The 26,758-nt window shown below is 57.1% G+C and carries 25 protein-coding genes and 1 pseudogene; 5 read left to right on the top strand and 21 right to left on the bottom strand.

The annotated features are described in order from the left end of the window. The 5 genes and pseudogenes from OUZ52_RS02880 to OUZ52_RS22950 all read right to left on the bottom strand — a co-directional run. Window positions 1-419, bottom strand: a pseudogene (locus tag OUZ52_RS02880) (MASE1 domain-containing protein); the annotation flags it as partial. Window positions 420-551: 132 nt separating this feature from the next. Beyond that, a complete protein-coding gene (locus tag OUZ52_RS02875) occupies window positions 552-1,028 on the bottom strand; it encodes a hypothetical protein (protein WP_266156793.1) in 477 nt (158 codons plus the stop codon). 33 nt (window positions 1,029-1,061) lie between these two features. After that, window positions 1,062-1,274: a hypothetical protein gene (locus OUZ52_RS02870; protein ID WP_266156792.1), complete on the bottom strand. Its 213-nt coding sequence runs from the start codon at window positions 1,272-1,274 to the stop codon at window positions 1,062-1,064. A gap of 1,273 nt (window positions 1,275-2,547) precedes the next feature. Continuing rightward, on the bottom strand, window positions 2,548-2,868 hold the full coding sequence (locus OUZ52_RS02865) for a DUF4156 domain-containing protein (protein ID WP_266156791.1): 321 nt from the start codon (window positions 2,866-2,868) through the stop codon (window positions 2,548-2,550). A gap of 220 nt (window positions 2,869-3,088) precedes the next feature. Further along, on the bottom strand, window positions 3,089-3,427 hold the full coding sequence (locus tag OUZ52_RS22950; protein ID WP_425493772.1) for a lysozyme: 339 nt from the start codon (window positions 3,425-3,427) through the stop codon (window positions 3,089-3,091). A gap of 133 nt (window positions 3,428-3,560) precedes the next feature. On the opposite strand from OUZ52_RS22950, the gene OUZ52_RS02860 reads away from it, so the two are divergent. The 4 genes from OUZ52_RS02860 to OUZ52_RS02845 all read left to right on the top strand — a co-directional run bounded on the left by OUZ52_RS02860 (window position 3,561) and on the right by OUZ52_RS02845 (window position 7,078). Next, window positions 3,561-3,932, top strand: coding sequence for a hypothetical protein (locus OUZ52_RS02860; RefSeq protein ID WP_266156790.1), 372 nt, complete (start codon window positions 3,561-3,563; stop codon window positions 3,930-3,932). Between the two features lie 51 nt (window positions 3,933-3,983). Further along, complete coding sequence (locus tag OUZ52_RS02855; RefSeq protein ID WP_266156789.1) at window positions 3,984-5,324, top strand: XVIPCD domain-containing protein; 1,341 nt, start codon at window positions 3,984-3,986, stop codon at window positions 5,322-5,324. Between the two features lie 119 nt (window positions 5,325-5,443). Continuing rightward, the gene (locus OUZ52_RS02850) at window positions 5,444-5,875 is read left to right on the top strand and encodes a hypothetical protein (RefSeq protein WP_266156788.1); all 432 of its coding nucleotides are present in this window, start codon (window positions 5,444-5,446) and stop codon (window positions 5,873-5,875) included. 81 nt (window positions 5,876-5,956) lie between these two features. Continuing rightward, complete coding sequence (locus tag OUZ52_RS02845; protein ID WP_266156787.1) at window positions 5,957-7,078, top strand: hypothetical protein; 1,122 nt, start codon at window positions 5,957-5,959, stop codon at window positions 7,076-7,078. Between the two features lie 50 nt (window positions 7,079-7,128). On the opposite strand, the gene terL is transcribed toward OUZ52_RS02845, so the two are convergent. After that, window positions 7,129-8,790, bottom strand: a complete 1,662-nt coding sequence (gene terL / locus OUZ52_RS02840) for a phage terminase large subunit (protein ID WP_266156786.1) — start codon at window positions 8,788-8,790, stop codon at window positions 7,129-7,131. A 41-nt stretch (window positions 8,791-8,831) separates the two neighbouring features. On the opposite strand from terL, the gene OUZ52_RS02835 reads away from it, so the two are divergent. After that, window positions 8,832-9,503 (top strand): hypothetical protein, encoded by a 672-nt coding sequence (locus OUZ52_RS02835; RefSeq protein WP_266156785.1) that lies wholly within the window; start codon window positions 8,832-8,834, stop codon window positions 9,501-9,503. On the opposite strand, the gene OUZ52_RS02830 is transcribed toward OUZ52_RS02835, so the two are convergent. From OUZ52_RS02830 to OUZ52_RS02760, 15 genes are all read right to left on the bottom strand, one after another. Further along, complete coding sequence (locus tag OUZ52_RS02830; RefSeq protein WP_266156784.1) at window positions 9,500-9,739, bottom strand: hypothetical protein; 240 nt, start codon at window positions 9,737-9,739, stop codon at window positions 9,500-9,502. The genes OUZ52_RS02835 and OUZ52_RS02830 overlap by 4 nt on opposite strands. Beyond that, a complete protein-coding gene (locus OUZ52_RS02825) occupies window positions 9,726-10,010 on the bottom strand; it encodes a phage holin family protein (protein ID WP_266156783.1) in 285 nt (94 codons plus the stop codon). Before OUZ52_RS02825 ends, OUZ52_RS02830 begins: the two co-directional genes overlap by 14 nt. Window positions 10,011-10,483: 473 nt before the next feature. Continuing rightward, window positions 10,484-12,016: a pyocin knob domain-containing protein gene (locus OUZ52_RS02820; protein ID WP_266156782.1), complete on the bottom strand. Its 1,533-nt coding sequence runs from the start codon at window positions 12,014-12,016 to the stop codon at window positions 10,484-10,486. 97 nt (window positions 12,017-12,113) lie between these two features. Next, the gene (locus tag OUZ52_RS02815; RefSeq protein ID WP_266156781.1) at window positions 12,114-14,039 is read right to left on the bottom strand and encodes a phage tail fiber domain-containing protein; all 1,926 of its coding nucleotides are present in this window, start codon (window positions 14,037-14,039) and stop codon (window positions 12,114-12,116) included. Between the two features lie 14 nt (window positions 14,040-14,053). Then, the gene (locus tag OUZ52_RS02810; RefSeq protein ID WP_266156780.1) at window positions 14,054-15,598 is read right to left on the bottom strand and encodes a hypothetical protein; all 1,545 of its coding nucleotides are present in this window, start codon (window positions 15,596-15,598) and stop codon (window positions 14,054-14,056) included. Window positions 15,599-15,709: 111 nt separating this feature from the next. After that, window positions 15,710-17,233: a hypothetical protein gene (locus OUZ52_RS02805; protein WP_266156779.1), complete on the bottom strand. Its 1,524-nt coding sequence runs from the start codon at window positions 17,231-17,233 to the stop codon at window positions 15,710-15,712. Between the two features lie 12 nt (window positions 17,234-17,245). Further along, entirely contained in the window at window positions 17,246-19,519 is a 2,274-nt protein-coding gene (locus OUZ52_RS02800) for a hypothetical protein (protein WP_266156778.1), read from the bottom strand. 3 nt (window positions 19,520-19,522) lie between these two features. Further along, on the bottom strand, window positions 19,523-19,963 hold the full coding sequence (locus tag OUZ52_RS02795; protein ID WP_266156777.1) for a virion core protein, T7 gp14 family: 441 nt from the start codon (window positions 19,961-19,963) through the stop codon (window positions 19,523-19,525). Further along, window positions 19,951-20,415 (bottom strand): hypothetical protein, encoded by a 465-nt coding sequence (locus tag OUZ52_RS02790; protein ID WP_266156776.1) that lies wholly within the window; start codon window positions 20,413-20,415, stop codon window positions 19,951-19,953. Before OUZ52_RS02790 ends, OUZ52_RS02795 begins: the two co-directional genes overlap by 13 nt. Then, window positions 20,412-22,613: a phage nozzle protein gene (locus OUZ52_RS02785; protein ID WP_266156775.1), complete on the bottom strand. Its 2,202-nt coding sequence runs from the start codon at window positions 22,611-22,613 to the stop codon at window positions 20,412-20,414. The genes OUZ52_RS02790 and OUZ52_RS02785 overlap by 4 nt, the downstream gene beginning before the upstream one ends. Then, complete coding sequence (locus OUZ52_RS02780; RefSeq protein ID WP_266156774.1) at window positions 22,613-23,164, bottom strand: hypothetical protein; 552 nt, start codon at window positions 23,162-23,164, stop codon at window positions 22,613-22,615. Before OUZ52_RS02780 ends, OUZ52_RS02785 begins: the two co-directional genes overlap by 1 nt. Window positions 23,165-23,263: 99 nt before the next feature. Continuing rightward, window positions 23,264-24,211 carry a major capsid protein gene (locus OUZ52_RS02775; protein ID WP_266156773.1) on the bottom strand — a complete coding sequence of 316 codons (948 nt, stop codon included), beginning with the start codon at window positions 24,209-24,211 and terminating at the stop codon, window positions 23,264-23,266. A gap of 23 nt (window positions 24,212-24,234) precedes the next feature. Then, window positions 24,235-24,963 (bottom strand): capsid assembly protein, encoded by a 729-nt coding sequence (locus OUZ52_RS02770; RefSeq protein WP_266156772.1) that lies wholly within the window; start codon window positions 24,961-24,963, stop codon window positions 24,235-24,237. Beyond that, window positions 24,960-25,088, bottom strand: coding sequence for a hypothetical protein (locus OUZ52_RS02765; RefSeq protein ID WP_266156771.1), 129 nt, complete (start codon window positions 25,086-25,088; stop codon window positions 24,960-24,962). Before OUZ52_RS02765 ends, OUZ52_RS02770 begins: the two co-directional genes overlap by 4 nt. After that, window positions 25,069-26,646, bottom strand: a complete 1,578-nt coding sequence (locus OUZ52_RS02760) for a portal protein (protein WP_266156798.1) — start codon at window positions 26,644-26,646, stop codon at window positions 25,069-25,071. The genes OUZ52_RS02765 and OUZ52_RS02760 overlap by 20 nt, the downstream gene beginning before the upstream one ends. Window positions 26,647-26,758 lie beyond the last annotated feature (112 nt).

Here is a 26,758-nt window from a genome sequence, read left to right as displayed (position 1 = left end):
CCCCATCCCACATGCGGATAGTTCGGCGGCAGACGCATAAGCTTGAACGCGCAGACAAAGACGAGGCTCCACAAGGCGGACACCAGCAGCGTACAAAGCAGCAGTGGGCCGAAGTTAGGAGCCCTACCGCTAACGATAGGTAGGCGCTCACGACACCAAGCAACCACAGGCATGGCTATAGAGACAGGCGGTATCAGGTTGAATAGCGCCCAGCTCATGCCGTACTGGCCGACGCATTCGTAGCTGGTGTAGGCCAGCGGGAGCACTTCACCAAGGAGCAGCGCAGGCCAGTAGCGGTACGGAGCGAAAAGTAGGCAGAGTAGGCGAAAGCCGGCGACTGGAAACCAATGCGCAAATGAGACGCTGCGGAACAACGCGAGGCTCAGCGCATAGGCCGCCGCGACGAGAACAAATCGCAAGGCGTAACTCCACTTCCTCCCCAACTGCATATATCCGCTACCCCTTAGCTTTAATAATGCGTCACTGCAAAATCCCCATATCCAACGTTACTAGATATCGGGGATCTGCTACATGAAATGGATGTGAAGACGTCATGCCCGGATGAGGTAGGGCTCACCGTCAAAAGTGACCTCGTTGTAGTCCACTTTCGCCGCCTCTGCTGCCGCTTCCCAATCCATTGCCATGTGACACCAGGGCCACTTATCGCTATCCATGTCTTTCGGCACCTCGTAGCAGTCCTTTACCAGTTCCTCAATGTAATCGGTGAAGTAATCCTCACGGATAAGCACCTCGCCATGAGTCCAGTCGGCGGTGTGCTCGGCTTCCTCAGTAAGCGCGCGGAGAGCGTAAAGCTCCTCGATCAGCTCAATGACTTCAGCGCCCTCATCAGGGAACACGGCGTAGACGGGCTCGCTGTTGTCGCGACTCTGCTCGATCCAGTCATCGAATTCATTCATGAAGCCGCCGCGCTCGTGGAAGTCCTCTAGCTCGACTTCCAACTCCTCCACGCGTGAGATCACATCGCGGCTGTCTATAACGTCTTGGGTGTTGTCGATGGAGCGGGCCATGGGTATTCCTTTGGGCAACAAAAACCCGACCGGTTAGGTCGGGTTCGTTTGGTGTTTGGTTTGTGCGTGCTGTAAGGCCATCACTCGGCCTGTATTAACCGCGTCGTCGATGTCATCGGTGTAATGGGCCACAGCTTCTGCGCGCTCACGCGGCCAGCCCTTAAACGTGACGCGGTATTCACCATCAGTGCAGCGCAGTGTCATGCCATATGAGGCAAGTTCCTCTCGTGCTTGTTTCTGGTTCACGCTGAGCGCCTCACTACGTAGCGTGCCTCACCGTAGGCAACGTCAAGCCTTGTGGCCTGACGACACGCCCGACCGAAAGACACATAACGAAACTTGATGGCTCCCGTGCGCTTGTCGATTACCTGATACATACCGAGTCCTTCGGGTGAGTGTGGGGAGCCGTAATGGCTCCCGTTGGTCTTCTGCGGTGTTTCCAGCAGTCCTGTTTATTCATGTGTCGCGTTCTCCGTCCGTCTATCCATAGCGCCTGACTCAATCAGTCGGCTTCCGGCGCATCGCTCTTTCGTGTGTGTGTTTCCTGTTCTGCCCACTGAGTGCCAATGGACAGGAAAGGGAACACTTAACGCATTCACTTGATAGTCAAAACCAAGCTATTAATTGCGCAAAGTGAAACCTCGCAAGGGCGTCACTCCCTTGCTTAGTCACTGGCTAGGGCGGAACGACACGGCTCTACCGTGGCGCTGGACTCCAGTGCGTTCCCGCTTACTGGCCGAATCCCGCTCGCTACCAATCCGTTTGCCTTGGGCGTAACCCCAAGCCAGCGCCTCTGCTGGCTGTCCATTTCTGTGGACCGTTGAGCCTTAGCTCAGGTGTTGCATATCGTATATCCGATGTGATGATTGTCAAGTCATCAAGTAATTGTCCATGACGATGCCCAGGGATGCGCTGGCATATCCAGCGTTTGCCGCTTGTTTCCCTTGGGGGCCTTCTGGCTAATCCCTTGGTTCCCTTGCGGCTCCACGTTTGCCCATAGGGCGGCCCGCGGTGCATCAAGCTCCATCATCGTGCCGACTGGTGATCTAGTGGGCTGGCCTGTGGCGTCCTGCCTTGGCTTGGATAAAACTCTATCACGGATGTGATGATTGTCAAGTTATCAATCAATTGAGGCGGCCAGGCGCGGCATGCGTGTCGTAAGGCGGTCTGTTGATGGACGAGAGCCGAGGGCAGGGCGTCAGTCGAAAACTACAGATCAGAACAGACACGAACACGAACACGCCAGCGTGATGGCTGATGTCATGAGCTGCTGTGTGGGCCAGAGGTGCAGAAAGGACACGCGCCAGATACAACAGGTGGCGCGAAGTGAGGCAGGGCAAGGGCTGGCGAGTATTGGTGCCGCGCTGGGTGCCACAGATAGCCTGAGGAATAAGCAGCAGGCGCGCATGGGCGTACACGCGGGCACCCGCACGGGGGGATGCGCGCGCTCCTTGACCTTTCGATACCCCTACGGAAATTTGTGGTGAACATTTTCACCAGCTCTCGATAACTGCCTCAATCAATCGAAGCACTTATAGCCAATGCCTGACGCCGAAACCGAATTGATAAATGTGTCGGTGTTGATAAGAGCCAGTGAGTCAACTGTGTCACCCCACTTGGCCGCTGCGGCATCACGCAAGTTGTTCGCGGCCTGTTGGCGTACATCGTCCATGGAGAGCATTCCCCAGCCAGAGGCAGTCGCTGTTACAGGACCGAGCTTCTTGCAGTTCTGGAGCTGCGTGCTTACGCCGCTATGAAGCTGTATGTGTTGGGCACGTGGAGTCATCGAGACACAGCCAGAAGCAGCAAGGACGGTGGTAATAAGTGCAAGGCGCTTCATGCTCTTTCTCAGTTCCTATGGCTGTGTGCTGCTGGAGCAAAGTCGTGAGTAGAGATGGTATCGCAAGAAATTACTTAATGGCATGGGGAGCCGGTCTTCAGCTCCCCGCCACGTCGTCCCTATAGGGCGTCACCTCTAGGGCGGCGAGTGTTCAACTAATTGGAGTTCCATAGTTTGATCTCGGCCTCTCGGCGATTCATGAGGCCCTTGTTGACCACCTTTACACCGTTGATGGTCTCTTTGATCCACATGCATTAGGCACGTTAGCGAAGTCGCCTGCGTTGACCCGACGAAGAACGGTTGAGGTAAGGAATCGAGGGACGCCGATGTTAAACGTGAGAGCTATCAGGGCGTCAAGCTGTGGCCCTGTGAGGGCGACGCGGACAACTCGGATAACAGTGTCGGCAGCGGTTGCTACGTCGGCCACCAGGAGCTTCCTGGAGGCTTCTTGGGTAATGGTCAGGCCCTTATAGACTTCAGGCCCGGTATGGCCGATACCAATGGTCCAAGTGCCGTTTGTGTCGGGGTATGCGGTAAGACGCTCGCCTTCGTTTTCGATGAGGAATGATGAGAGGCGAGGAGTGAGCTTGTAAGGGAAGGACTACTCCTGTTGTTGGGATTGGCTGATTGTTGGTAGATAATGAGTGGGATATGTTTTCTTTTTGGAATTAATCGGCATTAGGATCATTAATATGAAAAAACTTGTGCCACTTCTCTTATTGCTTTCACTGTCCCAGTTTGCTTTCGCGGTAGGGGACCAAGCCACTGGCACCCAAACGGTGAAAAGCGACGTGTCGATCCGCACTGAGCGCTACCCACGTCCGCCGTATTCTGGTGCGACTTACTTCATCTATGAGAAGGATGGGAAGGTCATCTGCACCAAGCTAGCCGTGTGCGATAAGTTCGATGCTTGCGAGTCGACGTACACCCAGGGTAGCTATAAAGCGCCGGAGGACGTCAAAACAGGTGATCCCTATGGGGCAACGCCAGCCGTACTAATCCCTAAAGACAAATTACCGAAACACGTGTGCCTCACGAAGTTTTCCTTGCTCGGCGTCAAGTGACACTTGGGTCGAATAGGTAGGCATCGCAGTCACCCTCAAAAGGATGTGGTTATGGCTACGGAAAGAGAGGCACGGTTGATAATGGAAGCCCGTGCATCAGGTATCACGACGCAAAAGGAAATGGCAAATTTCATGGCTCAAGTCACCCAGGAATCCTTGGGCCTGACTCGACTGGAAGAGAGCTTCAGATATACCCATGGCATCTCACAGATCCCGAAGCCACAACTTCGGGCAGACCACCCCGTAGAGCTAGAGGCCGCCCGCTTAGAGGCGGTGGCTGGCCGACCGGAGCCCCTTGCCGAGTTGATGTACGGAGGCGGGCAAATGGGCAACACGGAGCCGGGTGACGGTTACAAATATCGTGGGCGTGGTTTCATCCAGCTCACCGGAAAAGATAACTACAGAGCCGCAGGCGAAGCGCTAGGGCTGGATCTAGTCAATAACCCCGATCTCGCCGCGAAAGAGGAAAACGCCGGTAAAGTTGCAACGTGGTTTTGGAATGAGAACATTCACCACGTAGCGCCTGAAAACGTCGATAAGGCTACGCACATAGTCAACAAGGGCAACGAGGGTCTCACTAATAGGCGAATGTACTTCGAGCAGTGGAAGGAAAAACTGACTCCAGAGATCATGGAAGGGCTTGCTCGCAACGAGATGCTCCTTCCTATTGAAGCGACCCCAACTCACCAGGGGCACAGCGCGGCACACAGTGCAGTGGCGGGGCTCCGGTTGGGCGCTAACGGTGCCGAGGTTACGGCCCTCCAAACACAGCTTAGCCAGCTCGGTTATAAAGGCGTCGGCGGTAGGGACATCCAGCCAGATGGTGACTTCGGTGCCTCAACTAAAGTTGCTGTTGAATCCTTTCAACGCGACCATGGGCTAGGCGTTGATGGTGTCGCGGGCGATAACACGTTGGCTGCGCTCCGTGGAGTGAACCCCCAGCAAGCCAATGCGACTCCTGCCCAAGCCGTACCACTTCGCCTAGATCATCCTGACCATCCAGGATTCCCCATGTTCCAACAGGCCCGCGCTGGCGTGCATCAGCTTGATGCGGAACAAGGACGTGTGCCGGACAAACTTAGCGAGAACATAGCGGGAGCGCTGACTGCTTCAGCAAAGTACCAAGGGCTTAATCGAATTGATGCAGTTGCACTCAGCGACGACGGCGCGCATGTGTGGGCTGCTCAACACATAATCCCTGGTGCCCTCAATGCTACGGCAAGCGTGCCTACTGCCCAGGCTGTCAATACGCCGCTCGAAAGAAGCACTGAGGTGTTTCAGCAGGCAGCACAGACGCAGACTCAAACCCAACAAATGCAGCAACAGCAGACGCAGCAAGTTCAGCAGGGGCAGCAAGAACAGGCTGGCCCCAGCATTACGCATCAACGCTGACATCGCAAGAACTTGATAGTTGCGATGGCGTTAGCTGTACAGCATGCTCGCACCGGCTAAAAAGCCATGATCGTTGTGAAGGTAATTGCGTATAACCCGCTTTAACCAAGGAGCAATCGATGAACGTGACAGTACGATCCGCAGCATTCTTCGCCCTAGCCATGGGTACCGTGGGACTTTGCGCAATAGCTCAGAGCGCAAAAGCAGATGGCCCACGACATATCGACCAAACCGTGTTTCACGAAAACAACACTTTTATGTGTGACTACTGCGGCGCGGACAATCTAGAGCCGCGTCTAAAGGAGGTGCTGGCTAAAACAAAATACTCTGGCAAGTGGTACGCCATTGATTACTTCGGTGGGTTTATTAAGTTGTTTAATGTGACTCAAGAAGGCGGCTCACCGACGCTTAAAGAGCTTCCGGTAGATGACGCCTCAAAGAAACTTGTTGATGCCTTCCATACCTTTTATCAGGCAAACGGCGGCGAGAGGGCGTATTTCATGGATGTGTACGACAATACGCCCGCCAGAAGTCCAAATATTAGAAAATGATCTGACTTCATAAATTTTAAAAATAAGAACCATAAGGGCAGTTACAAAGGGGTTACTTTTACTAGACTCAAGGAGACGAGTATGTTTCGGAAGGTGGTAATAAGTTCACTCTTGTTTTGTATAGCGATGACTCAAGTGTCATCGCTTTTTGCTCAAGCTACGGCAACGCTAAACAATCAGCCGCAGCAGGTCGAGCCGACTTACCAAGCTGCTGCTGCGGCGCCGGGATCGACGAAGGCCGTTACCGCAACGTATGAATACACATGCCGTGGATGCACTGCGGCTCAGTTAGACGCGCAGTTTCGAGCGTGGCTACCGACCATGGCTCCAGGAGGGGCTTACTATAATAATTTCCCCAAAGACTACTCGGGGCAATACTATGCCTCCGATATCCCCAGTGGCCTTATTTTCTTATATAACGTCAGCTTGTCTAACGGAATTTCCGTGACGCCAATACAGGTCGATGCGCCGGCAGCGGCCATGTTGGGGGCTATGCACTATTACTACGTCAATCGCCCGGGTCAATGGGGTTCAATCGTGGACGCCTACGTAGATGCAAACGGAAATATTACGAGGATAGTTGCGCCTGATGGAAGCGCGGCTCCGTCAAATACACCCGCCGCGATGTTTCATGTCCCGATCAATGACATTAATGGGGGGTGCCCAAGTCCGTCTAAGCCGGGAGCGACCGACGATGGGAAGCCCAACGCATGGGAAACCGTAAACGTTCCGGCCATCGGCTTGCAGATCAAGAACCAGCTTGATGTCCAATCAGCCCAACTCATTGGCCCATATGTGTTGCAGTCAATGATGGCCGCTATTAAGACAATTCTCCAGAGCAGCCCTCTTACCCCCTTCCGTACACCCGATTGGATGACCGGCATTACTTTTCACTTTCACGATGGCAGTTCGCGGAAGTACACGTATGACTACAACACGCGTGGGTATTTCCCTATTCCCAATACGGCTGTTGACTGCACGGGCAATGTGATCCCTGAGAATAAGCGGGCATTCGCTGGTGTGGCGCCGAGCGAGACCGCATATTTCTACTACACCTACTACAGCATCGACTATCTGAACTTCGTCAACTCAGCTACTAGCTACGGACTCATTCAAGGTGGCACCGTATTTATGCCTGGTGCGAGACCTCTTGTCTGCGTGCTCAAGGGTGAGGGTCTGGGTGAGGTTTGTACCGTTCAGTAGAAGAGCTTGTCGAGCGGATACATAACTGTATCCGCTCGCGTGTTGAAGGGCTAATAGTTGTCGTAGTAGTTCGGAGGAGGCGCGCTGAAGCCGAACACGGTTTCTTCAAACCTCCTCAGTTCCTCATCGAACAACTCTTCCATGCGACGGTCTTCTTCCTGAGTCACATCACGACTTAGGTACTCCGTCCAGTACGCAACGGACATTGCCAGAGCATCCAGGCGGTCATCGTGTCGCAAGGCGCCGCGGTCACGAGTGATTCGGGTGAGCTGGTGAAAGAGCTGGTATGCCGGGTCATCTTTCTGGTCGGCCCGCAGTAATGAAGCATCGACCACAAGACGGTGCTGGTTCATCACCGGCTCCAGGGTATCGATGATTCGACGCTCTTTCTGCCCAGTGCTTCGGGTCTCTTCAATGCCACATGGGTAGATGCGACGTAGTACAGGCTCAAGCAGTTTCACGAACATGCCATCGCCGAAGTTACTCTCGACCAAAATGGTCTTGACCTTCTCAGCCCGCGCGATGTGCGCGATCTGTTCCAAGGCGTCGTCTGAGTAACCGCCTTTGATACCCCCGGCTCTCCGCAGGAAGACCATGCCTCGCAGAAGCTTCGTCACTGCATAGCCTGTTTCGTCGCCACCGCGCCCTGACGGGTCAATGGACATGACAGTGCCCGTGTACTCCTCAAAGTCCTTCGAGACGTACATGGGGCGATACAGGCGGTCTCCGGTGAATCCTACGGATGGGATGTCCTGCACGACGTACTCGTGGCCGGATGACCAGGTGATGCGGATGGGGGAGACCTCGCGGTCGATATCCATCACCACCAGGTCAGACAGCTTGAGCGGGTAGCGCTCGGCGTCCGACAGGGTTGTGTCGAGCATGAACTGGAGCATGAAGCCTGAGCGGCCATAGGACGCCTCACGCTTCAGCAGGTCGTCTTCGTGGAACCGGGTGGGCTCTACAGGCGACCAAGGGCGCCCCTTGCCAGACTCAAACGCTTCCGCAATGAACGGAGCGAGACGACCGGCGTACTGCGAGTAGTGCTTATGGTCTTTCGGATACCGAGCGGGCCACACACGGATCTCATAGCCACGCGCGGGCAGAAGGTTGTAGATCGACTCTTCCGTCTGCGGTGTGCCGAGATAGATGATCTCTGCGGACGCCAGGGGCTTGAGGATCGCATCGAACTCTTTGATGAGTTCTGAAAGCTTCTCGCGCTGTGTTACCGTCGCCGAGTTCTTCACGACCTCCACGTCGTCCGCAATGATGGTGTCTGCGCGGGAGCCCGTGAGCTGGCCCGTGATACCCACGGACTTCACTGAGGGTGATTGGTCGGGCAGGGCGGGGCCTACGTCAAAGGCGAGATTGGAGTTTCGTTGGTCACCCCGTGGCTTCAGATGAGCCAGTTCGGGAACGGTTTCGATCAATCGCTTTACGAAGATCGAGAAGGCGTCTGCGCGGTCCTTGGATGCCGAGACGACGAGAATCTTGTGTTGCGGGTCTTTCCAGAGAAGCCAGCAGACATACGCTGCTGTAAGCCAGGACTTACCGATGCCTCGGAATGCCTCAATGACCCGGCGACGGGGGCCGTGTTGCAGATAGACAGAGATGTCGTACTGAACAGGGGTTGGCGACGGGAGATTGAGGTGTTTCCAGATATGGAAAACGAAGTTTCGGAAGTCGAGGAACGGGTGATCCCGTTCTGTCATTAGTGCAGAATTGCCTTATCGGGACTAATTGGGGAGGGGGAATGGACGGGTCAGCATCAGCAGTAAAAAAAGTAAGCGTTCAGGAGCTTTACGAACGCCTGCGTGTTTTAGACAAAGAGCACAGCCCTAGATCAGCCCCGTGGAGCCAAGGAGCGCTGCGAGTGCTGGCTATTCTTATGGCGGCCATGGCGGTTCTGGCTGTGCTTTCTTTCGTGCTCAACCCAGTTGTAATGCCTTACGTTGTGCGATGCTTCAGCCTTCTTTCCATCGCTGTCTACATAGCTTGCGGTGTTATAGCGCTGACGGCTTTGATTCGCAGAATCCCCTGGGCATGGTCGCCGTTCAAGCACCACGCCAAAGATATAGACGATCAGCTGGGCTACGAGAGAGGGCTGATAGCACTATTTAGTCAGTGCGAAAGCAACGATCTGAAAGAAGTAGCCGGACGTATCGAGGTCGAGCTTAAGATTGTCACTCGAAGAATGAACATATTCACTGTGAGCGCAGGGCTTGCATCGCTTTGTTTCGTTGTTGTGTCGAAATGGCCGCATAACACCGTGCCCTTCGTGATGGATGACTCGACGCTTTCTCAAGTAGTCGGTGCTCTTGTAGTGGTGAACGCCATGCTTGCTATGACGCTCATATCTATGGCGTCTCAGTTAGAACGAATGTCGTTCATCCTTGCGCGCGCCGCAGACGCGCCAAAAGGCTAGTTGATCGAGTCACCCTGGGGATCGAAGGGGTACACACTGAGCTTGTCGTTGAGCTTGCCTATCGAACTCCCAGCAGCGGGCACTGCTTCAATGCCGTTGTCCTTCACGAACTGACGGGCAACATTGAGGATCGCAGCTAGCCCACGCTCACCGATAGGCGTCTGCTCAATGGCTTCGGTGAGCTTGTCGGCAATAGCGTCGTGCAGGCGGTTAAGTGACTCGCTACTGGCCGCCATTAGGTGCTCCAAAGATGCGCTGGAAGATTCGTTCGAGTGCTGAGGTGCCCAGCGAAGCAAGGCCGCACGCGAGTGCGACATAGCCTGGAAAGTTGAGTGACGGGAACAGCACCACAGCGAAGGCCGCGAAGATGCTGAGAGCCGCAGTGAGCACGGCTCGTGCGAGCGCGACGTACCACTTGACGTGTTCGCCGGAAGCTAGGGTTTTTGCGAAGCCGATAAGAAGGCCCACAGCACCTAGGGAAGCTAATAGCTTGGTTTCTTGGTCCATGTTGTTTAGGTGGGGACACCCACCCTTGTGATTGAAAAGTTGCAATCAGCAGAGATCCATGTCTGATTGCCGGTAGCGTCTACAACATTGCAGACGACCTTTCCGGTCCAGAAGCCGCCCGAGTTTCGATTCGCTGTCGCGAAGATGTCCGTACCGGTAGGGCCGGGGTTCGATATGCTCGCTGAGCCTCCGCCGCCCGTGTTGGCTTGTTGGAGATACCAGTTGTAGGTATAGGGGCCGCGTCCGCCGGACAACGTAAGTGAGGCACGCGCATTGACCGAACCTTCGCCCGTCATGCTGATGTATCCAGGCGAGATGTAACCTGACATGGGTGTATAGGCAGTCCATGCGAGCACCCACCCGCCACCCTGGCGTCGGTAGATGTTCTGTACGTCGGCCCAGCTACCGCCTTGACGACGACGGATAATAGAAGGGGCAGCGTTGCCACCCCCTTGCTTCCTATAGATGCCCATTCACCAGATCCAGAGATCGCCTTCGCCAGCCGCACCGCCAGGATCGTTGGGCTGCACGAATGTCCGATAGCTGCTGTGGCGGATCTGAAACCAGCCGCCCCAATTGCTGCTCATCTTGTGACGTCGGTAACGTGTCACGTCGGGGCCGTTGGTGAAGTCGAAGAGTTCTTGCTGAATCCAATCGTTGTTGTGCTGGGACACGTAGCCCATGAACCAGCCGCCTCCGGGCGCGTTAGCGGCACCTGCCGCCATGTGCCAGCCGTTCTCAGTGGCGTTATTCCAATCCGTGATCGTTGTCGCAGCTACTCCCAAGCTTGCGCGCCAGTCGAGCTTGTAATTGGGATTGAAGATGTCGGAGGTCCAAATGGTCCCGCCACTCTTCAGATCGGCAACGAAGGACGCTTGTTCGTTCTTGAACTTAAACGCGCTGGCTTGTTTGTAGATCCACGAATCGCCACCAAAGATTACAACGCCATCGGTAGGCGTGCCGCCCCATCCGGCAACATGCACGGCATTGTTCTGAATGAAGACCTTGCCAGTGAACACGGGGCTATCCGTGTTCGCTTTCGTTGCAGGGTTGAATGTCGCCGAAGTCCAGATGGCGCTATACGGCCCGCCGTTGATGGACAACTGTGCGTCATACCGCATCGTAGTGAACTTGCCTTCGCTTGAACCTATCTGGACCGTGCCAGTCGCGAACACGGGAGAGCTGCTGGACGCTTTCCCATCTAGTGCCTGTTGCATACCTGCGATGTCCGCGATGCTTAACGTCACTGCACCTGTCTTTCCAGCAACGCTGGTGACAACTTGCTGGTTATCGATACGGTCCCAGGTGGTCTCCGAGCGAACCACCATGTCACCCGTCGAGTAGGCCACGGTGCCCACGGTGCCTGACTTCGATATGAAGTAGAAGTCACCCAACTTGTATTGAGCGGGCAGGGAGCCTTTCGACGCATCCCAGGCTCCCCGGTAGATCACAGCGCCTGCGGAAATGAGCCGGGCTTGCTCAGCCCAATGCTGAGCCGAGTACATACCGGGCTCCACCTGGACGTTGAGTGGCGCGTTCGCGTACTGCTGGGAAAGCGCAGCAGATGCCGTGGCAGAGGCTTTGCTGGATTGTGCGGATGCTGCGGAGAATCCCGCGTTGTCCATGGATGCCTTCGCGGACTCAGCAGAATCATGGGCTAACGTTGCTGAGGTGGTGGACGTTGCTGCTGAGCTAGTCGCTGATGTCGCTGAGGCGGAGGCCGCAGTGGCTGCGGTGTTGGCCTTCGTGGCATCGGATGCCGTAGACACTGCATCCTTGGCGGATGCTGTTGCAGAGGTCTCAGCTTTGGTGGCTGAATCTTTGGCCGCATTCGAGTAGAACACGGTCTGCGAATTGATCTCGCGGGCCTTGCTAACTTCACCTGTCAGTGCGTCGGTGAGCGACGTCACCAGCTTCTGAAGCTTCGGGAACGAAGGAATAGCCCGGTTCTTTCCGGTTGCATCGGTGACCGTTACATCGCTGTCCTTGGTCAGGACGTCGATCATCTGATACTCACGGGTGTCCCATCGATCCACTAGGGACGTCAGGCGTGCGGCCAGCGTAGCATTGCTCACGTAGCCGGGTGTTGAAGTGTCTGCGATGTTATTTCAGTCCGAAGGTATAAGAGCGAACGTTGTACATATGGAACTCGTTACCACCCACGCCGCCGTCCATCAGCTTGAAGCGGAACTGTTCCGCACGGGATGTTGGCGGTCCAAAGTAGACAAAGGCGTAGACCGCTGAGATCGCGCTACGCAGCGTGTATTGCGAAGAGCGAACATCGACCCACGTTGAGCCGTCGAGGCGCTGAAGTGATATCCAGGCGCGGGCTAGGCCAGAGCCTGTCGAGCTACATGTGATCTCTGCAATAACGGCAGGCATGTGGTACTCGCCTAGCCGAGTAGGTGCGGGGAGCGTGAAGGGATCAGTGGAGCCGCCGTAGTTCGCGGCCATGTCGCCGCTCCACTCGCCGCTTCCGTACACCTGGAGGTTGCCAATCATGTTCTTGGCTTCGATGGTCCCGCCGAACTTGGCGTTGCCACTCCGATCCACCGCAAATACCGCGTTGTTCCAGTTCTTCACCCCGCCGCCAATCCAGAGCGGATAGCCGTCGCCAGGGTTGTTCGTCATCTCCACGCGGAACTCCCGCGGATTGATGATGCTGCCGTTGGCGTCGAGCTGAAAGGTGCGGAACGTGCCGCCGTTGACCTCGCCCATGTTGGCCGTCAGGGCCGATAGGGAGTTCACTCGGATCTTATCTGCCGTGATCGAGCCGTCCACGACGAGCTGTCCTTGGATGCCTACGGTGCTCACGCCGCCGACCGTGCCGATGACGAAGGGGTACTTCATCTGCTGCACGCCGCCTGTGGAGGTGTACGTAGGTGACACGAACGCAAAACGGTCGGCCATGACTACAAAGTTCGAGCCAGTCTTGGAGTCCACGCCCAGGCCGATACCTGCGATAACGGGTGTGCCGTCGATCTTGCCCGCGTTGATGCGGACTGTGTAGTTAGCCTGCCACTTGCCGTCAGGATCGGAAGACCCGGACGCCATGGCTTCAAAGCGTTGCTGTAGGTGCGCAAAGTTGCCACCAGCAAACGCCTGAACTTCTTGCGTTGCAACGCTCTTGGCGAAGTCTTTGGTGGCGTAAGTGGTCGATAGGGTCGAGTTGATCGCTGAGACGTCTTTGCCGAAGTCTGAGCGTGCCCGAGTGATCTCGGTTGTTCGTGCGCTGGTCTCATCTGAGATCGACTGGCGGACGTTGGTAATGTCGGCCTCCTGAGTGCCGAAGCGGGCATTGACGCCTTCAAAGCGTGTTGCCGTCGCTGACTTCTCATCAGAGAGTGCCTTATCGACTGTCCGAATCTGGCCCTCTGCTTTGTCGTACTTGGCGTAGACCTCCGTGACACGTTCGGCCAGGGCGGAGGCATCAGTGACGACCTGAGTAATTGAGGTCTCAACCAGGGCAACACGCGCTTGATCCTCATGGCGGTATTGATACACCTTGTCGCCGCGCAGAATTTCATTGAGCAGTGTTTCCGCATTCTCATCGATCTGGTTGATGCGGCCCAACAGAAGTCCCATCAAAGGCGACTGCATGATTTTGTCGATGATCTGCTGGATCGGTAGGGATGGACTGCCCCCTGGGTTGGGCCAGCCCACGCCGCCTCCGGGGAGCCCGTGGCCGCCGTAAGTGCCGAAGTCGAGTTGCTCTTGGATGATGTAGAGAAGCTGGGTCGTGTTTAGGTTCAGGTCGCGGGCAGGGAGCTGTGCGCCCTCTTGTATGTGGACCAGGTTGTCGTCGCGGGGTGTGAAGCGACGAAGCGTGATGAGGATGCCCTTGGGCACCTGTCCAGTCAGCTTGATTTCTGTGGGGCCGAGCCATGTGAATAGCTGCTCCACCGCATCGCCGACATCCCCCGCAAACATGCGGATATGCTCCGCGTGCATGTAGGGGAAGGGGATGGTGTACGTAGCACCCTCCGCCGTGTACATGGCGAAGGAGTAGCCACGTGCCAGTTGGGCCATGAATCTCCGTAAGGTTAGTTGGACTCTTCAGGGAAGAGCTTGGCGAACTCACTGACGCCGTTACGTATGCCGGTCATGTTCTGAAACCACAGGAGTTTCATCGCATCCTTGACCTGCTTCTGTGTGATATCCGAGTCGGGATCTAAGGCGGTCACAGGCAGCTTTGCGGCGCCCCAGGCGGACTGCGCGAGGCTGAGGGCGGGGATGCCCTTCACGCCGCTATCGAGGCCCGTAGAACGACCGTAGGCGAAGACGGGTTTGTCTTCACCGCCCAATGCCTTCTTCAGGCCAAGATCGTAGGCCATAGTGTCCACCATGAAGGGAATGACCGACGAGTAGCTCGACTGCTGAAAGGCTTGCTTGGCGAGATTCTCGGAGGTCATGAGCTTCTCGCGCATCTCCGTGTCGTTGACTGTGTTCACGTAGTTACGTGCGGCCATGCCGATGCCCGCGAAGAACGTCGATGTCACGACCATGTTGGCCGCTTGCATGTCCCTCATGTGGAGCCCGTTGAGCATATGTCGGGTGTACGAGGACGTCATGAAGGTGCGGAACTGCACGAACACTTTGCCGATGGATGAGTGCATGAGTTGAATCGAATCGCCCACATCGCCCTCCATGACCTGGTGCCGTGTGACTCGCCACATATACGCCGAGAACGCCGAGCGCTCTTTGGGCGCCCAGGTGTCCCAGGATTGGGCTATGTCATCGACCTTCTTCATACCCGCAAGGCGTTTGAAGATGGCCTTTTGATCTGCTTCGTTGAGACCGTAGTTCCTCAAGCGGTGCGTCAGGGCCTCCGGGAGGTCGCCCTTGTTCGCCAGCTCGATCATGCGTAACGCGGAAGCTCGCCCCGCGTACCGTTGCATGGAGGATTGGATGGGGGCCATGCCAGACATGATGCTGAGATAGCGCTGTCCATATTGTTGGGCAGTGTCCACGGTATTGAGCACACGACCTGTCGCGGTGCTGCGGTCCCATACGGTGCTTCCGATGTCGTCGTGACGTAGGTATGGCTGGTTGCGTAGTAGATCCGTACCGGGCGCACAGATGTCTTCCAAGAAACGAGCTTCGGTGCTTTTCAGTTCACCATTCGCCATGCGTCGGACAAGTGCGGCTGAGCCGGGGATCGCCTTGAGGGCGGTTCGCCAGCCGACCGCTGCAACGGTGGGGCCAACTTCGGCGAGCATGGTGTAACCGACTTGGCCCATGGAGGTCAGAAAGGCTTGGCTACGAACCATACGGGACGCGCGGGACCACATGCTATGCGGCGCATCTTCGGTCGAGCGACCCAGCACCGAATTGAAGGCGATGTCGAAAGCCCGCTCCGGCTCGCGGTCTCCAGCTTCCTTGCTGCGCTTCACCAGAAAGCCCTTGTACTCGTCGAGTTGCTTTGGCGTACCGACGCCGACCTTTGACTTCAGCGCCGCCCAGCCGGACATTTCACGGGTGTAATCGGAGACCAGTTTATCGACATTGTTCTCCAGCAGGTCCGCCATAGAGACTTCCACCTTCTCACCCATCTCGTTCGTGAGCGTGGTTCGATAGGACTCGTCCATATCGATTCGATGCTTGGCCCGCGCATGCGTCGATGATTCGGAAACCTCCGTGCGCAATTTGCCGATAAGTGCTTGGGCCTTGTTGTTGGAGATGCCAGCTTCTTTCAGCAGTTATTCGATGGTATCGACGTCGCGCATCTGCATGGCGCCGCCCAGGGTAGATGCCTGGGTTCCCGTAGCCTTGGCATGGCCGCGTTCCGCCCAGGCAGTCGAGACCGCATGGAGGAGGTCTTCATCGACTGGCCCATTCTTGACCCACGCATTGCGCATGGCGGGCTTTACGAGGTTCTCAACAAGGTCATCCCAGCGAATCGCTTTGTCCTTCAGGAGCGACGTGAAGCCCTTTTGTGAGTAAAGGCGCGGCAAGTACCCGCCTGAGGTACGCGGGGTTTCAAACCCAGACACTTGGGCTACATGCAGTTCGTCGTACATTCGCGCGAAGGCATCATCGACGTGCTTACGAACGGCGGCGACTTCCGGTACGACGTCCAGTGACGGGTCACGCATAGAACGGCCCACGGTCTCCATAAAGTCCGCTTTGGCGGCATCACCGCGAAACCCGTTGGCCTTCTTGAACTTGGCCCACTCGGGCTCGACGGCGCGGCGATAGGCGGTGTTGATCGTGGCGTCGAGGCGTTTGGACATCTCACTGGCACTCTCTTGGACCGCTACGTTCTTGTCTGTGTAGCCGACACCCTCGCGAACAATCTTGCGCATCTCATTGCGTACATCGGCGGCTTTGGATTGATCGAAGCGCGCCGCAAGGTCGCGGCGTACCGGAGAGAATGCGGCGCGGATGTCGGCATTCTGTGCCCCCTCGTCGATGATCTGCTGCTGCCAGTCGGGCGTATCGCGTATCGGCCCGTCCATTTGATCGACGATAGAACCTTTCACACGCTGGGCGCCGCCGTTGTCCATCGCTGCTGCTGGCTTGCGAGCATCACGGGCAATGCGTTCAGCAGCATTGGCCATGGTGGCTAACTCACCCGCACGGAATCCAAACGGTGCGCCGATGGCAAAGCCAGAGGCACCGGCCAGGACCAGATGAGAACTATCTACTTCAGGGTCGAACATGCCCACCGCTGCTTCTGTGCCCACGTTGGTGGCACCGGCTACGAGGCCCGAGCGGACCGCATTGGCTACGCGAGATCCTCGCGCGGCGAAGCCTAGGCCACCGGAGAAGGCGCCCACGGCGAAGTAACCGGGATCGCTGAGGCCGAGTGCTAGATTGCCTGCTACACCGAATTGCGCGAGATCTTGATTGGCCTGCATGTTCTCCCGCGCGACACCATAAAGGTAATCCGCGTGTTCACGAGAAACCGCATTCTTCAAGAGAGGCATCTGACTGTCAGCAATGCCGCGCTTTTTCCATTCGTCATACGTGGCATCGACGGGCTTGCCGACGAACGCCGGGTCAAGCTGATAGCCGTGGTCTTGGATGATGCGATCGATAAGACCAATCGACCCCTTAACAGCAGAGGCGCCGATGCCGTCCGAAACCGACGTGTTGTCTCGAAGTTGCTGGGCGGTGGCTTCTGCCGTGCGTTGCTGAGCGGCGGATTCAGTGATGCCCGTAGTGGGCACATAGGGGACGTATTCGCGCTCAGCGACGTCCACGCGCGGCAGGTTGGTCATGTGTTCCTTGGGTTACTTATTGGCGTGAATAAAGTCCAGAAAGCCTTGCGGCTTATGGCCTGGGTCATTGATGAAGGCTTTCGCGGCGGCGCGCTGCTCCGGTGTCCGCAGTGCTTTAGGTAAGCCTTCGCCCGTCCAGCCGGTCATGTAGCTGTCGATAGCGTTCTTCGGAATGCGGTCAAGGTAACCATTGAGGCTCTCAGGAGAACCCTCGCCGAAGGCATGCTTCAAGTCGTACTGACGGACACCTTGTTCGTAGACGGCTTTCTTCTTGGCTTCCTGTGCCTTCCATGCGGAATGGTTGGCTAAGACTGCGCTCGGATTGACAACGATTTGCTGCAAGTTTCCGTGTTCATCCTTCTCTGTAACTGGCAGCGGGCCGCCTGGTGTGCGGGAGTAGAGCTGCCACTTGTCTGGTGAGTCGGGTGTCGGCATGGTGATGAGCTTCTCTTCCTTGTCGATCCGGTTTTCCTTCACGAGTTTCTCGTGATAACTGTTCACGATATCGGTCATAGCTTCACCGAGGGCCTCTTTGGAGCCTCGTTCGTGCCCGTAGGTCCGCACGTATTGGTCACCGACCTGGACGTGATTGGCTTTGAACAGGTCCAGTGCCGATTGCGCCGCCTCTTTGGGCTCGCTGTACTGGCCGGTCTCTAGAAGACGCTGTGTGGCATCGCGCACATAACCTTCGACATAGCCTGCATTGGCAACCGGGGTTCCTCGGAATTTTCCCGAGAAGATCGCGCTGTCGTCGAATCGGGTGGGGATATCTGACTTGATCGCCTTCCATGCACGTCCTAGACGATCCTGCACCACATGGGAGTCGAGACGTTCGGCATTCTTGACAGTAGTGAGTGCTTGGGGAAGTTCGGCACCAAACACACGAACTTCCTTGCGAATGCGATCTATCTTGGCCTTCGCCTCGGTACTCAGACTTTTGTTGAGGTAATCCGGTGAGATGCTTTCGGCTACTTCCAATACGTCCAGAATCTTCTTGGCACGTTGTGGATTGGATAGGTCGATAGCATCACCAAGTTCCTTAATAGCAGGGAGTGGTGCCCCGTTGAAGGCGGCTGAACCAATGATGGAACGGACCTTGTTCATATCACCAGACGAGATGGCCTGGTTAAGCACTTCGGTACCCGCCTTTTCGACATCCTTACGCCCGAAGGCTTCGATCTCGAAAGGATCGCCATTGAAGAACAGGCGTAGGGCGTTGCGACCTCGCTGGGCCTTCTCGGCACCCTTGGCGGCCTTCTCATTGGCATCCCGCGAACGGGAGGCCATGGAGGCGACCCACTCGGGTGATTTGCCGAACCGCTTACCGTCTTCCGCCGCTTGTTTCAGACCGTACATGCCACGCTCGGAGAGCTGGTTAGCGCGATCAAGCATGGTGACTTCATCACCCCACTGTGCGGCCTTGTGTTCCTCTTCCTGAATATGACGGCCATGTTTAGCGGCCATATCAATCTGTTCACGATAGACGTCGCCGAGAACACGACCACCCGCGCCGTAGTGCCCGGATAGGGTCTCCAGTGTCTTGTCTATATTGGCCTTGCCGGAGGCCAGGACGGGAACCACGGCTTTCACCACCATGTCGTCCAGCTCGTATTCTGGTAGACCTTTCTCTGCACCGAACTGCCGCCACGCCTGGAGCGTCTGTGGTTCCAGCGCGCCGCTCTTGGACACTGCATCGGTTAGGATGGCTTGATGGTTTTCCTCGTCCCGCTTGATGGCCTCGGCGGTGGACTGCTTGAGGTACCCCTGCTTCCAGCCGTCTTGAGACTTTGCCACTGTAACCATGAATGTCTTGCGGGATTCTTCGGTCATACCGGAGTTGCCTACAAACGCATTCGCTTCGTTCTGAATCGTTTCGTCTACATTCGCGCCGGGTTCAAGGCGTTGCAGTTTGGGTAATAGCTGGTTCTCGAAATTACCTGCTTGGCGGATGCCCTCTGACTGATAATAATGTTGCTTGTAGACGGCACTCTGTGCTTCAAGTGTTTCAGTCGCTGGAGATGCTCCGGTGACCGCAGCCTCGGCGGCATCCGCCGCTCCGTTACGTGCATCTGACTTGGCTTTCTCTGCATCCTGCCTATGCTGCTTACTTGATAAGGCGTCAGTCTCTCGGGCTGCCAAACTGTTGAGAGCGTTGCTGACAACCCACAGGCTGTCTTTACGGCCTGCATGATCGAGAGAGGCTTGTACGGGAACCGCGACATTCTGAGATCGCGATGATTCGACAGTAGGGCGTGAGGTAATCTGTGTTTGTGTCGGGCGTGGCATAACTTATCCCGTGGTGTTCTGTGTGGGAATCGTTGGGGTACGTTTGGCATAGGCGCTCGCTACAGAGCTAGCCACGCTGGAAGCCAATTGACCGTTGATCTCACCGAAACGGCTGCGGGCTTGCTGGGTGCTTTCGGCAATACCGTTCTGTCGGTTCTTCTCGATGCGTGCGACATCCTGGCTTGATTGAAACAGCAGGTCGTTGAGGACGGCATCGACGGAGTTGCCCGAGACGCCGGACTCCGCTGAGGCGGCACGAGCAGATGCACGGGCTTCACGGGCGGCTTTCATGCGGTCCTCGGTCTGTGCGCTGGCCGATTGGTCAATCTGCTTCTGCTGTTCGCGCATCTGCGCTTCGACAGCGTGTTTGTTCTGATTGGCTTGATAGGCCGCTGTGCCCGCAGCGACCACCGCCATGATGATAGGTACGGCTATGGCACACATGAGGGGGTCATTCCGAATTCAATAAAAGGGTGCGCGTTGACGTGGTGTACGCGCTGGGGCGAGAAGCCAAGCGACATGAGCCAGCGCTGGGCGCGGACATGGCGGGTATCGACGAGGTTGAATAAGTAGCAGTACATCGGCGACCACTCCGCTATGAAACGACGAGAGGTCTTGACGAACTCCCGCCCGATACGTCCGCGCGGTCCAGTGGATAAAAGCCAGGGGACGCCACAGTTCGTGTTGTGCTCATAGTCGGCCACACCAAAGACCGCCTGTGGACGTCCGTACCAGTGAGCAACATAGGCTTCTCGACTGCCTGCGACGGAGGTCTTCATGACCTCCAGCGCATCGGTGTACCCCATGGCGTCCAGTTCGGCTACATCCTCCGCGCACAGCCGCTCGGCGATGTCTTGAAGCGCCTCAGATGTGGGCGTATGGATCGTAAGGATCACTGTCGTACCTTGGTGATGTAGAGGGCTTCCCACTGGACGGATTGCCACCAGCAGGGGTAGGGAGAGTCACTGTCGAGCGCGACATGGACGTGATCGGCGCGGGATGCAACGAGGAACGTGTGGGTGCCTGAGGAGAGCTTCGGGACGTTCAACAGGAACTCGGCATCGCCCGCTGTGCGTGCGGTGTAGGTGTGCATCAGTTGCGGCACGAGCGTATCGATAGCCTCCGTGCGTCCTTTGGGATACACGAGACACCGGAAGTACGCCGCTCGGGCAAAGCGAACCGTCATGCGGCGCATCTGCAAGCGGCCTATGGTCTTGGTATTGCCGTTTTGCTCGCGAACAAACTGTTGAGACAAGGTGACGCGGCGCTTGTACTTGTAGCCGATGACCACGCGGCCTTGCGCCACGTTGCCGGGAAGACGGAGTGTCTGGCCACCATTCACGAGTGTTGCTTGTGTGATGTCGAGATAGGCACCGGGTTCGCTCCAGTCCGTCGTCTTGAGGACGGCGAGGTTTGTCAGCGTGGGCATCACAAAAGGCACCGTGACGTCGGTGTAGTTACCAAACATCTGCCATACGGGTTTCACCAGCTCACGTCGGTCGAGATAGATATCGAACTCGGGAGTGACCGCAGGGAAGGTCGGGGCCGGACTGAGATCCATCGTTAGCATCTCCACGCCGCCTGGTGCTTTGGCAATCAAGTACAAATCAGTGCCGATGGCTCGTAGATGGACGACTTCGCCCACGCCTTCGATCTTCCATGGATGCCATGCGGACTGCTGCTTCTGGTCGGCCACCCATTTGAACTGATGGACGTATACCTGGGGGCCGTTAGGGCTTCGATGAGATAGCAGCACGAGGTCTGCGTCAGGCACGGCGGTCATGCAGCGGGTCTTGCCAGGAACAAAGGCAGGGACGTGCGCGGTGATATTGGCCGCTTCCGGCGTGATGACATCGCTGGATACAAAGTATTCGCGGATGGTGGCCCACGTTTTGTTCGTGGTGTCATCAACAAAGAACACGCTGCTGCCCGCGACGACCGGCTTGATGGTCGGTGAGACCTGATAGGTGGTGACCGGATCAACCTTGACGGTCTTCGGAGAAAGCACCGGATCACCTGTGAGCTGCATCATCGGCACCGTTCCCGAAGCAAACAGGAGAAGGGCTTTCTGATACGGCACGCCGTGCGTCAGTTCGGCCACGCCTTCGGTCGGCATGGCGACGTCGATGGTGTCACTATCAAGTAAGGCGGTGACCGTGGTACGCCAGAAGTTGACGTAATGGCCTACCTCCGACATCAGGACGTTCTCGCCCGCGAGCAACACAAGACGGTCGCGGTGATAGAGCACATTGCCGATACGCTGTCCGACCAGCGAGGGAACCGGGCAGGTCCGCTCGTTACCGGCATAGCGTTTGTCGTAGTCCAGGGGGCCGTAGCTGAAGTAGAAGCCATCCGGCGTAATGCTGTCGGGGATACGCTTGAGGCCATGCGGCATCGTGGCGCGGTTAAAGGTGTTGGGGATGCCGGGCTTGGCGACCTCACGCCATACCTTCGTCGCTTCGCGCTGCACGTAGTAGCCGGTAAAGCCGCTCGCACCGTCACCCCGGATCTCCCATATCTGACCAAACGCGCCGTCCTTGGGCAGGTCTTGAAAGGTTTGTACAGAGCCCGATACCGGAACACTGGCGAGAGTGGGGTTCATGAGAGGGCCAAAGGGGCCAGTGGGTGTTTGACCGGAGTTGCCCATGTTGATGGGCGTGCCGTTCGGGGCCACATCGGTTGCCATCGCCACCACGACTTCGCGGTTCACGAGGATCGTGTAGTCCTCAATTGTCGTCGCTCGTATGGACTCGTGCGGTGCGTAGATGGTGTTGAGATACGGACGGGAGGCTTCGTCCATAACGACGACATGCTCTTTGCCGGTGACGTGATTGAACACGCGCACGCGGCCCTCGTAGATCACGACGAGATATTTCTCGCGGGCATCACGAACGATACTGTGGAAGAAGGCGTCGTCGGGAATGTCGGAGCCGAGTACGTTGATAAATCGTGCCGGTGCGCGTGGACCAGCCCCTGACGCTGGGCTCAGGTCGAGATTCAAACCTTCTTCAAACTGTGCTGGCTGGCGTACCGAAGCGTCTTGCTGGGAGACCCCGCCGATGAGCGACGGGATGGTTCCTGAGATCAGCGGCATTAACGCTGCCAGACCTCGACGACATCTTGAGCATCATTGAACATGTTGGCTTTGCCTTCGTAACGGCGCTCTTCGGCCAACAAGGCATTCCATGCAAACCGTTCGTCGTCTTGAGTGAATTTGTAGCTGGTCTCGCTGCCGAGCTGGTCGGTCTGGAACTTGGTCACAGCGCGGACAACGATGCAGCGGCGGGCGCCCTCCGGCAGTTTCTCGAAGTCGAACATCCAGACCACCTCCATGGTCGGGCCGTCGTCGCGCGGGAACACATCGGTGCGGTCGGAAGCGTTCCATAGGAGGCCACCACGCGGGACGATGCGGCGCGCTTCGGTGGCAAAGGGGAGTACGGCAAGGACGTTGGGTGGCAGAACGACGCGGCCATCCGTGCCGGGTACAAAGGTGTAGCTGGTATCTCGGTTGAAGTACCAGCCGCGCAACTGGAGTTCGCGACATTTGATGCGCAACGTATCGCGCGCAATGGCCGCATCGGTGAAGCCCAAGTGGTCGAGCGAGTTCACAGGGATCTCGCCAATAGCCTTGAGCATCTCGTTCACGGCATCCAGTTCGGTGGTGGGTGCGAGATCTATGGGATTCCTCGAAAAGAAAAAAAACCCGTTACACCGGGTGAGGGCGGTAACGGGTTAGGGTGCTACTTACGGGGCGACTGCAACTTCTACGGCAGCATCACCACGCAGCGTGCCGTGGCCCAAGGCGAACTTAGACAACATCAGCGTACCCTGGCGGCGCATGTCATAGCCGTCTTCGAGTGCGAGATCCAGCAGCTTCAGCGTGCCTACCGCAGACTTATGGAAGATCGACGCAACGGTCTTGCTGAAGTCGCCACGACGCGACTGCGGAATCTTCTGATTCGCGGTGTCGTTCGCCGAGGGGAAGTGGTTGGTCTTCAGTAGCGGGATACGGGCAATGGAGTAAATCGTAGCCTGCGAGAGCGAGCCGTTGACTTCCGGGTTGTAGTCGCGATTCACCAAGTCCTTCTGCTGCGTCAGCTTGTACCACTGCGCGGGCTTCACGACGCCGACACAATCCTCTTCGGGAATGTTCTTCTCGTCGAAGTTCTGTCGTGCGATGAGGAACGCCTCGGCGATCTTCGACGCATCGCTTGCCATGTTGGCGTGCGTGATGACCATGCCGCCTGGAATACCATCGACCGGACCTGTGGTCTGTCGAGCGGCAAGGATGGCGCAACGCAGTTCATGGAACTGCCGCTGCTTTGCCAGTTCGAGGCCCTGTTTGCGCGTGTAATCACTGCGGACATCGTAGTGATTCATCGCTTCGTCGATGTTGGAGATGAAGACGTGCGAGATCAGCATCGGATCGAGGCCAATCGTGACCTCATTGTGCGGTACGTTCAGGCCGGTAATTTCGCTGCCGGGTACGTGATACTCAGAGCCGATCAAGCCGATCACCGGGAACGAGGCCGACTTGCCGTGCGAGATATTGCGCACGGTGATGTGACCTTCAAGCTTGTACTCGTCCATGAACGCGGTCAGCACTTCGCCCGCATAGGTCTTCATGAATAGCGCTTTCTCGTCACCGTTGTTCTGGATCTGACCTAAGCGGTTAGGTGTTGCGTTAGACATCGTGTATGGCTGGGTTCCTAGGGTTACATATCGGTGAGACGGAGGCGTTCAACGACCATCGCGCGGAACGCGGGGTCGGTCTTGTATTGCGGATTACGCATGTCGGCTTGCATGGCCGCTGTGGATGGGTAGCCGGTGACACCTGTGGCAGCGCTACCACCTTTCAGCAGGCCCGGAGGCGGGCTTCCACGTGTTGCCGCTCGCCGTGCGGCAAGCGCTTCCACGGCCAATGCGGCACGGGCGGCATCGCCCGAGCGCACGGCGTCATTGAAGGCTTTCTTCTCGGCGTCGTTGTACCCGTTCTTTGCCCACTCAATCAGGGCGGTGTACTCAGTGGCGCCGCCGACTGCACTGAAGACGGCGTTATCGTAGGCAGCGACTTCGGCTTGCTTGCCTCGAATGTAGGTATCGACCTCGGCCTTCGGGATACCTGATTTCTCCAGCGACTCATAGGTCGCTTCGGAGAGTGCCCCACTGGTCGCGAACTCTTCGTTGAGTGCGTTCCAGTCGAGACCAGCCTTGGCTACCGCCCCTTGAGCCGTTTCGTCGCCACTCGGAATTTCCTTGGAAACCTGAGCAGGTTCGGCAGGCGGGCTCGCCTTCTCGGCCTTGAGGGCTTCATGGGCAGCCACCAGCTCTTCGACCGTCTGGAAGCCGCCAAAGGTGCTCTCGGTACTTGTTACGGGAGCCTGTTCACTGGAGGCGGGCGGCGCAGGATCGGTGCTCAGATTAATTTGCGACTGTTCGCTCATGCGTCTTCACGAAAGTTGTAGACGTTCAGGCCGCTCTCGGAGACGGTCTTGTACTTCTCCAGCGGATCGACTTTGGTCTTCGCTGGCTCAGTGGTTGCGGGTTTTTCATCCGGCTTGGTTGCCACTCGGTTCTCCTTGGGGTGCCATGGCGGCTTGGGCGAGGTTGGGTGCAGCGCGGATGGCCGCTTGCTGCATGGTTTGGTCTTGCTGTTCTTGCTGGAGCGTCTCATCGGACTTGATGAGGCCCTTCATCGATAGGTCGGAAGCCGCGCCGAGTCGGTACATCAGCTCGCCGGCATCGACACGTTGAGCAAACACCTGGTCGCCGAGCGATTGCTTGGCCGCGGTGGCCCATTCGGTGAGCTTGCGCATGTCCTGACCTCGACCCAGGGCCGCTACGCCGACAACGATGCGAGGCTTGACGATGCCTTGGGGAAGCTCGGGGAGTCGATGGGTGCGCTGTAGCCGATCCATGATGCGTCGCACGAGCGGCAGCAGAAGATCTTCAGCGAGGATCGAGTAGATACCACCGAGGACTTCCTCCAGCTCTTGAGCGAGATAGCGGATCTCTTCGGCGGTAACTCGTTCTCCGTTGCGCTGAATCGACGTGCGGACACCGAAGGCGGTCTCCAGGCGTTTGATGAGCGACTCGATATACTCGGTGACGAAACGGAAGTCCGCGTACTTGTCTTGCGTGATCGACTTCAGGTGATCCGCCTTGAAGCGTAGGACGTCACCAGATTCGGCCTTGGTAATGTCAGTGGGGCGGATCTCGGCATTCTGGTCGAGTGCCCACAGCACCTTGGCTGCTGCCGCCGCACCTTTGAGCATGGCTTTGGTCAGCTTCTCCAGGGCATCAAAGTCGCCGAAGTAGTCGAAGATCAGGCCCGCGCCATAGGATTGCGCGTCTTCCTCAGGAATCCGTAGGGGAATCCAAGGACAGGCATCAATGGGGTAGGTGCCTTCCGAGCCGGGAACGATGACGTCGTTCACCTCCTGATAGACCTGCCATAGCTCGGCTTCGCGGTAGATGCGGGTGTAAAGCTCGACATTGACCTCGGCGCTATCGTCCTTGCTGTTGCCTTCTTTCTTCTTGTCCAGGCCAAGGGCCGACTGAAGCTTCGGGTCGAGGGTCGAAGGGGCCACACTATCGAGCGTGATGATTTCCAGGACGCTGCCCATGCCGTCCCGATTGACGACATAGCGCGTCAATGGATAGAACTTGGCGTTCCCTTCATCAGGGATGTAGACCATCCCATTGCCGGTGCCGCACAGGTGCTTGAGGCAGAGTGCAAGGCGTCCGCGCATCCCGGAAGTCTCGATATCGTTGATGACAGTGCGTTCGATCTCGGCAAGGCCGATTTCTAGTTCGCCCTGTTGAATGCCGGCCTGTTCTGCCAGGGCGGACATATCGACGCCATCCGGTGACAGCTTGAAAAAGTTGGCGTTGGCCGGGAACAAGGCCAATAGCAGGCGGGACGACAGGGAATTCACACAACGCGCGCCGGTGCCTTGATAGGGCGTCGTGCGCGTAGAGCTGGATTTGCCCTTGGTGACTTCTTTGAACAGCGTCGGCAGAGTGAGTGCAGCGCATTTCTTGGCGCGGGACTCAGCTTCGTTACGGTCGGACTTGAGCTTTTGGTAACGAGCGGCTGCGGGGACGAGCTGTGTATTGCTGCTCAGGTGGGTATGACTAGGCTGCTGCCGTAGGGGGTTGTGGCGTTGTTGAGGTCCATCCGCATCTTGCGTCGGCCTTGTGCGCCTACTTCAGAATCCGAGATGCCGTCGCGGGCAG

The organism is Dyella silvatica, assembly GCF_026283955.1.
Classification (GTDB): Bacteria; Pseudomonadota; Gammaproteobacteria; order Xanthomonadales; family Rhodanobacteraceae; genus Dyella_C; species Dyella_C silvatica.
This window is presented reverse-complemented; position numbering and strand designations above follow the sequence as displayed.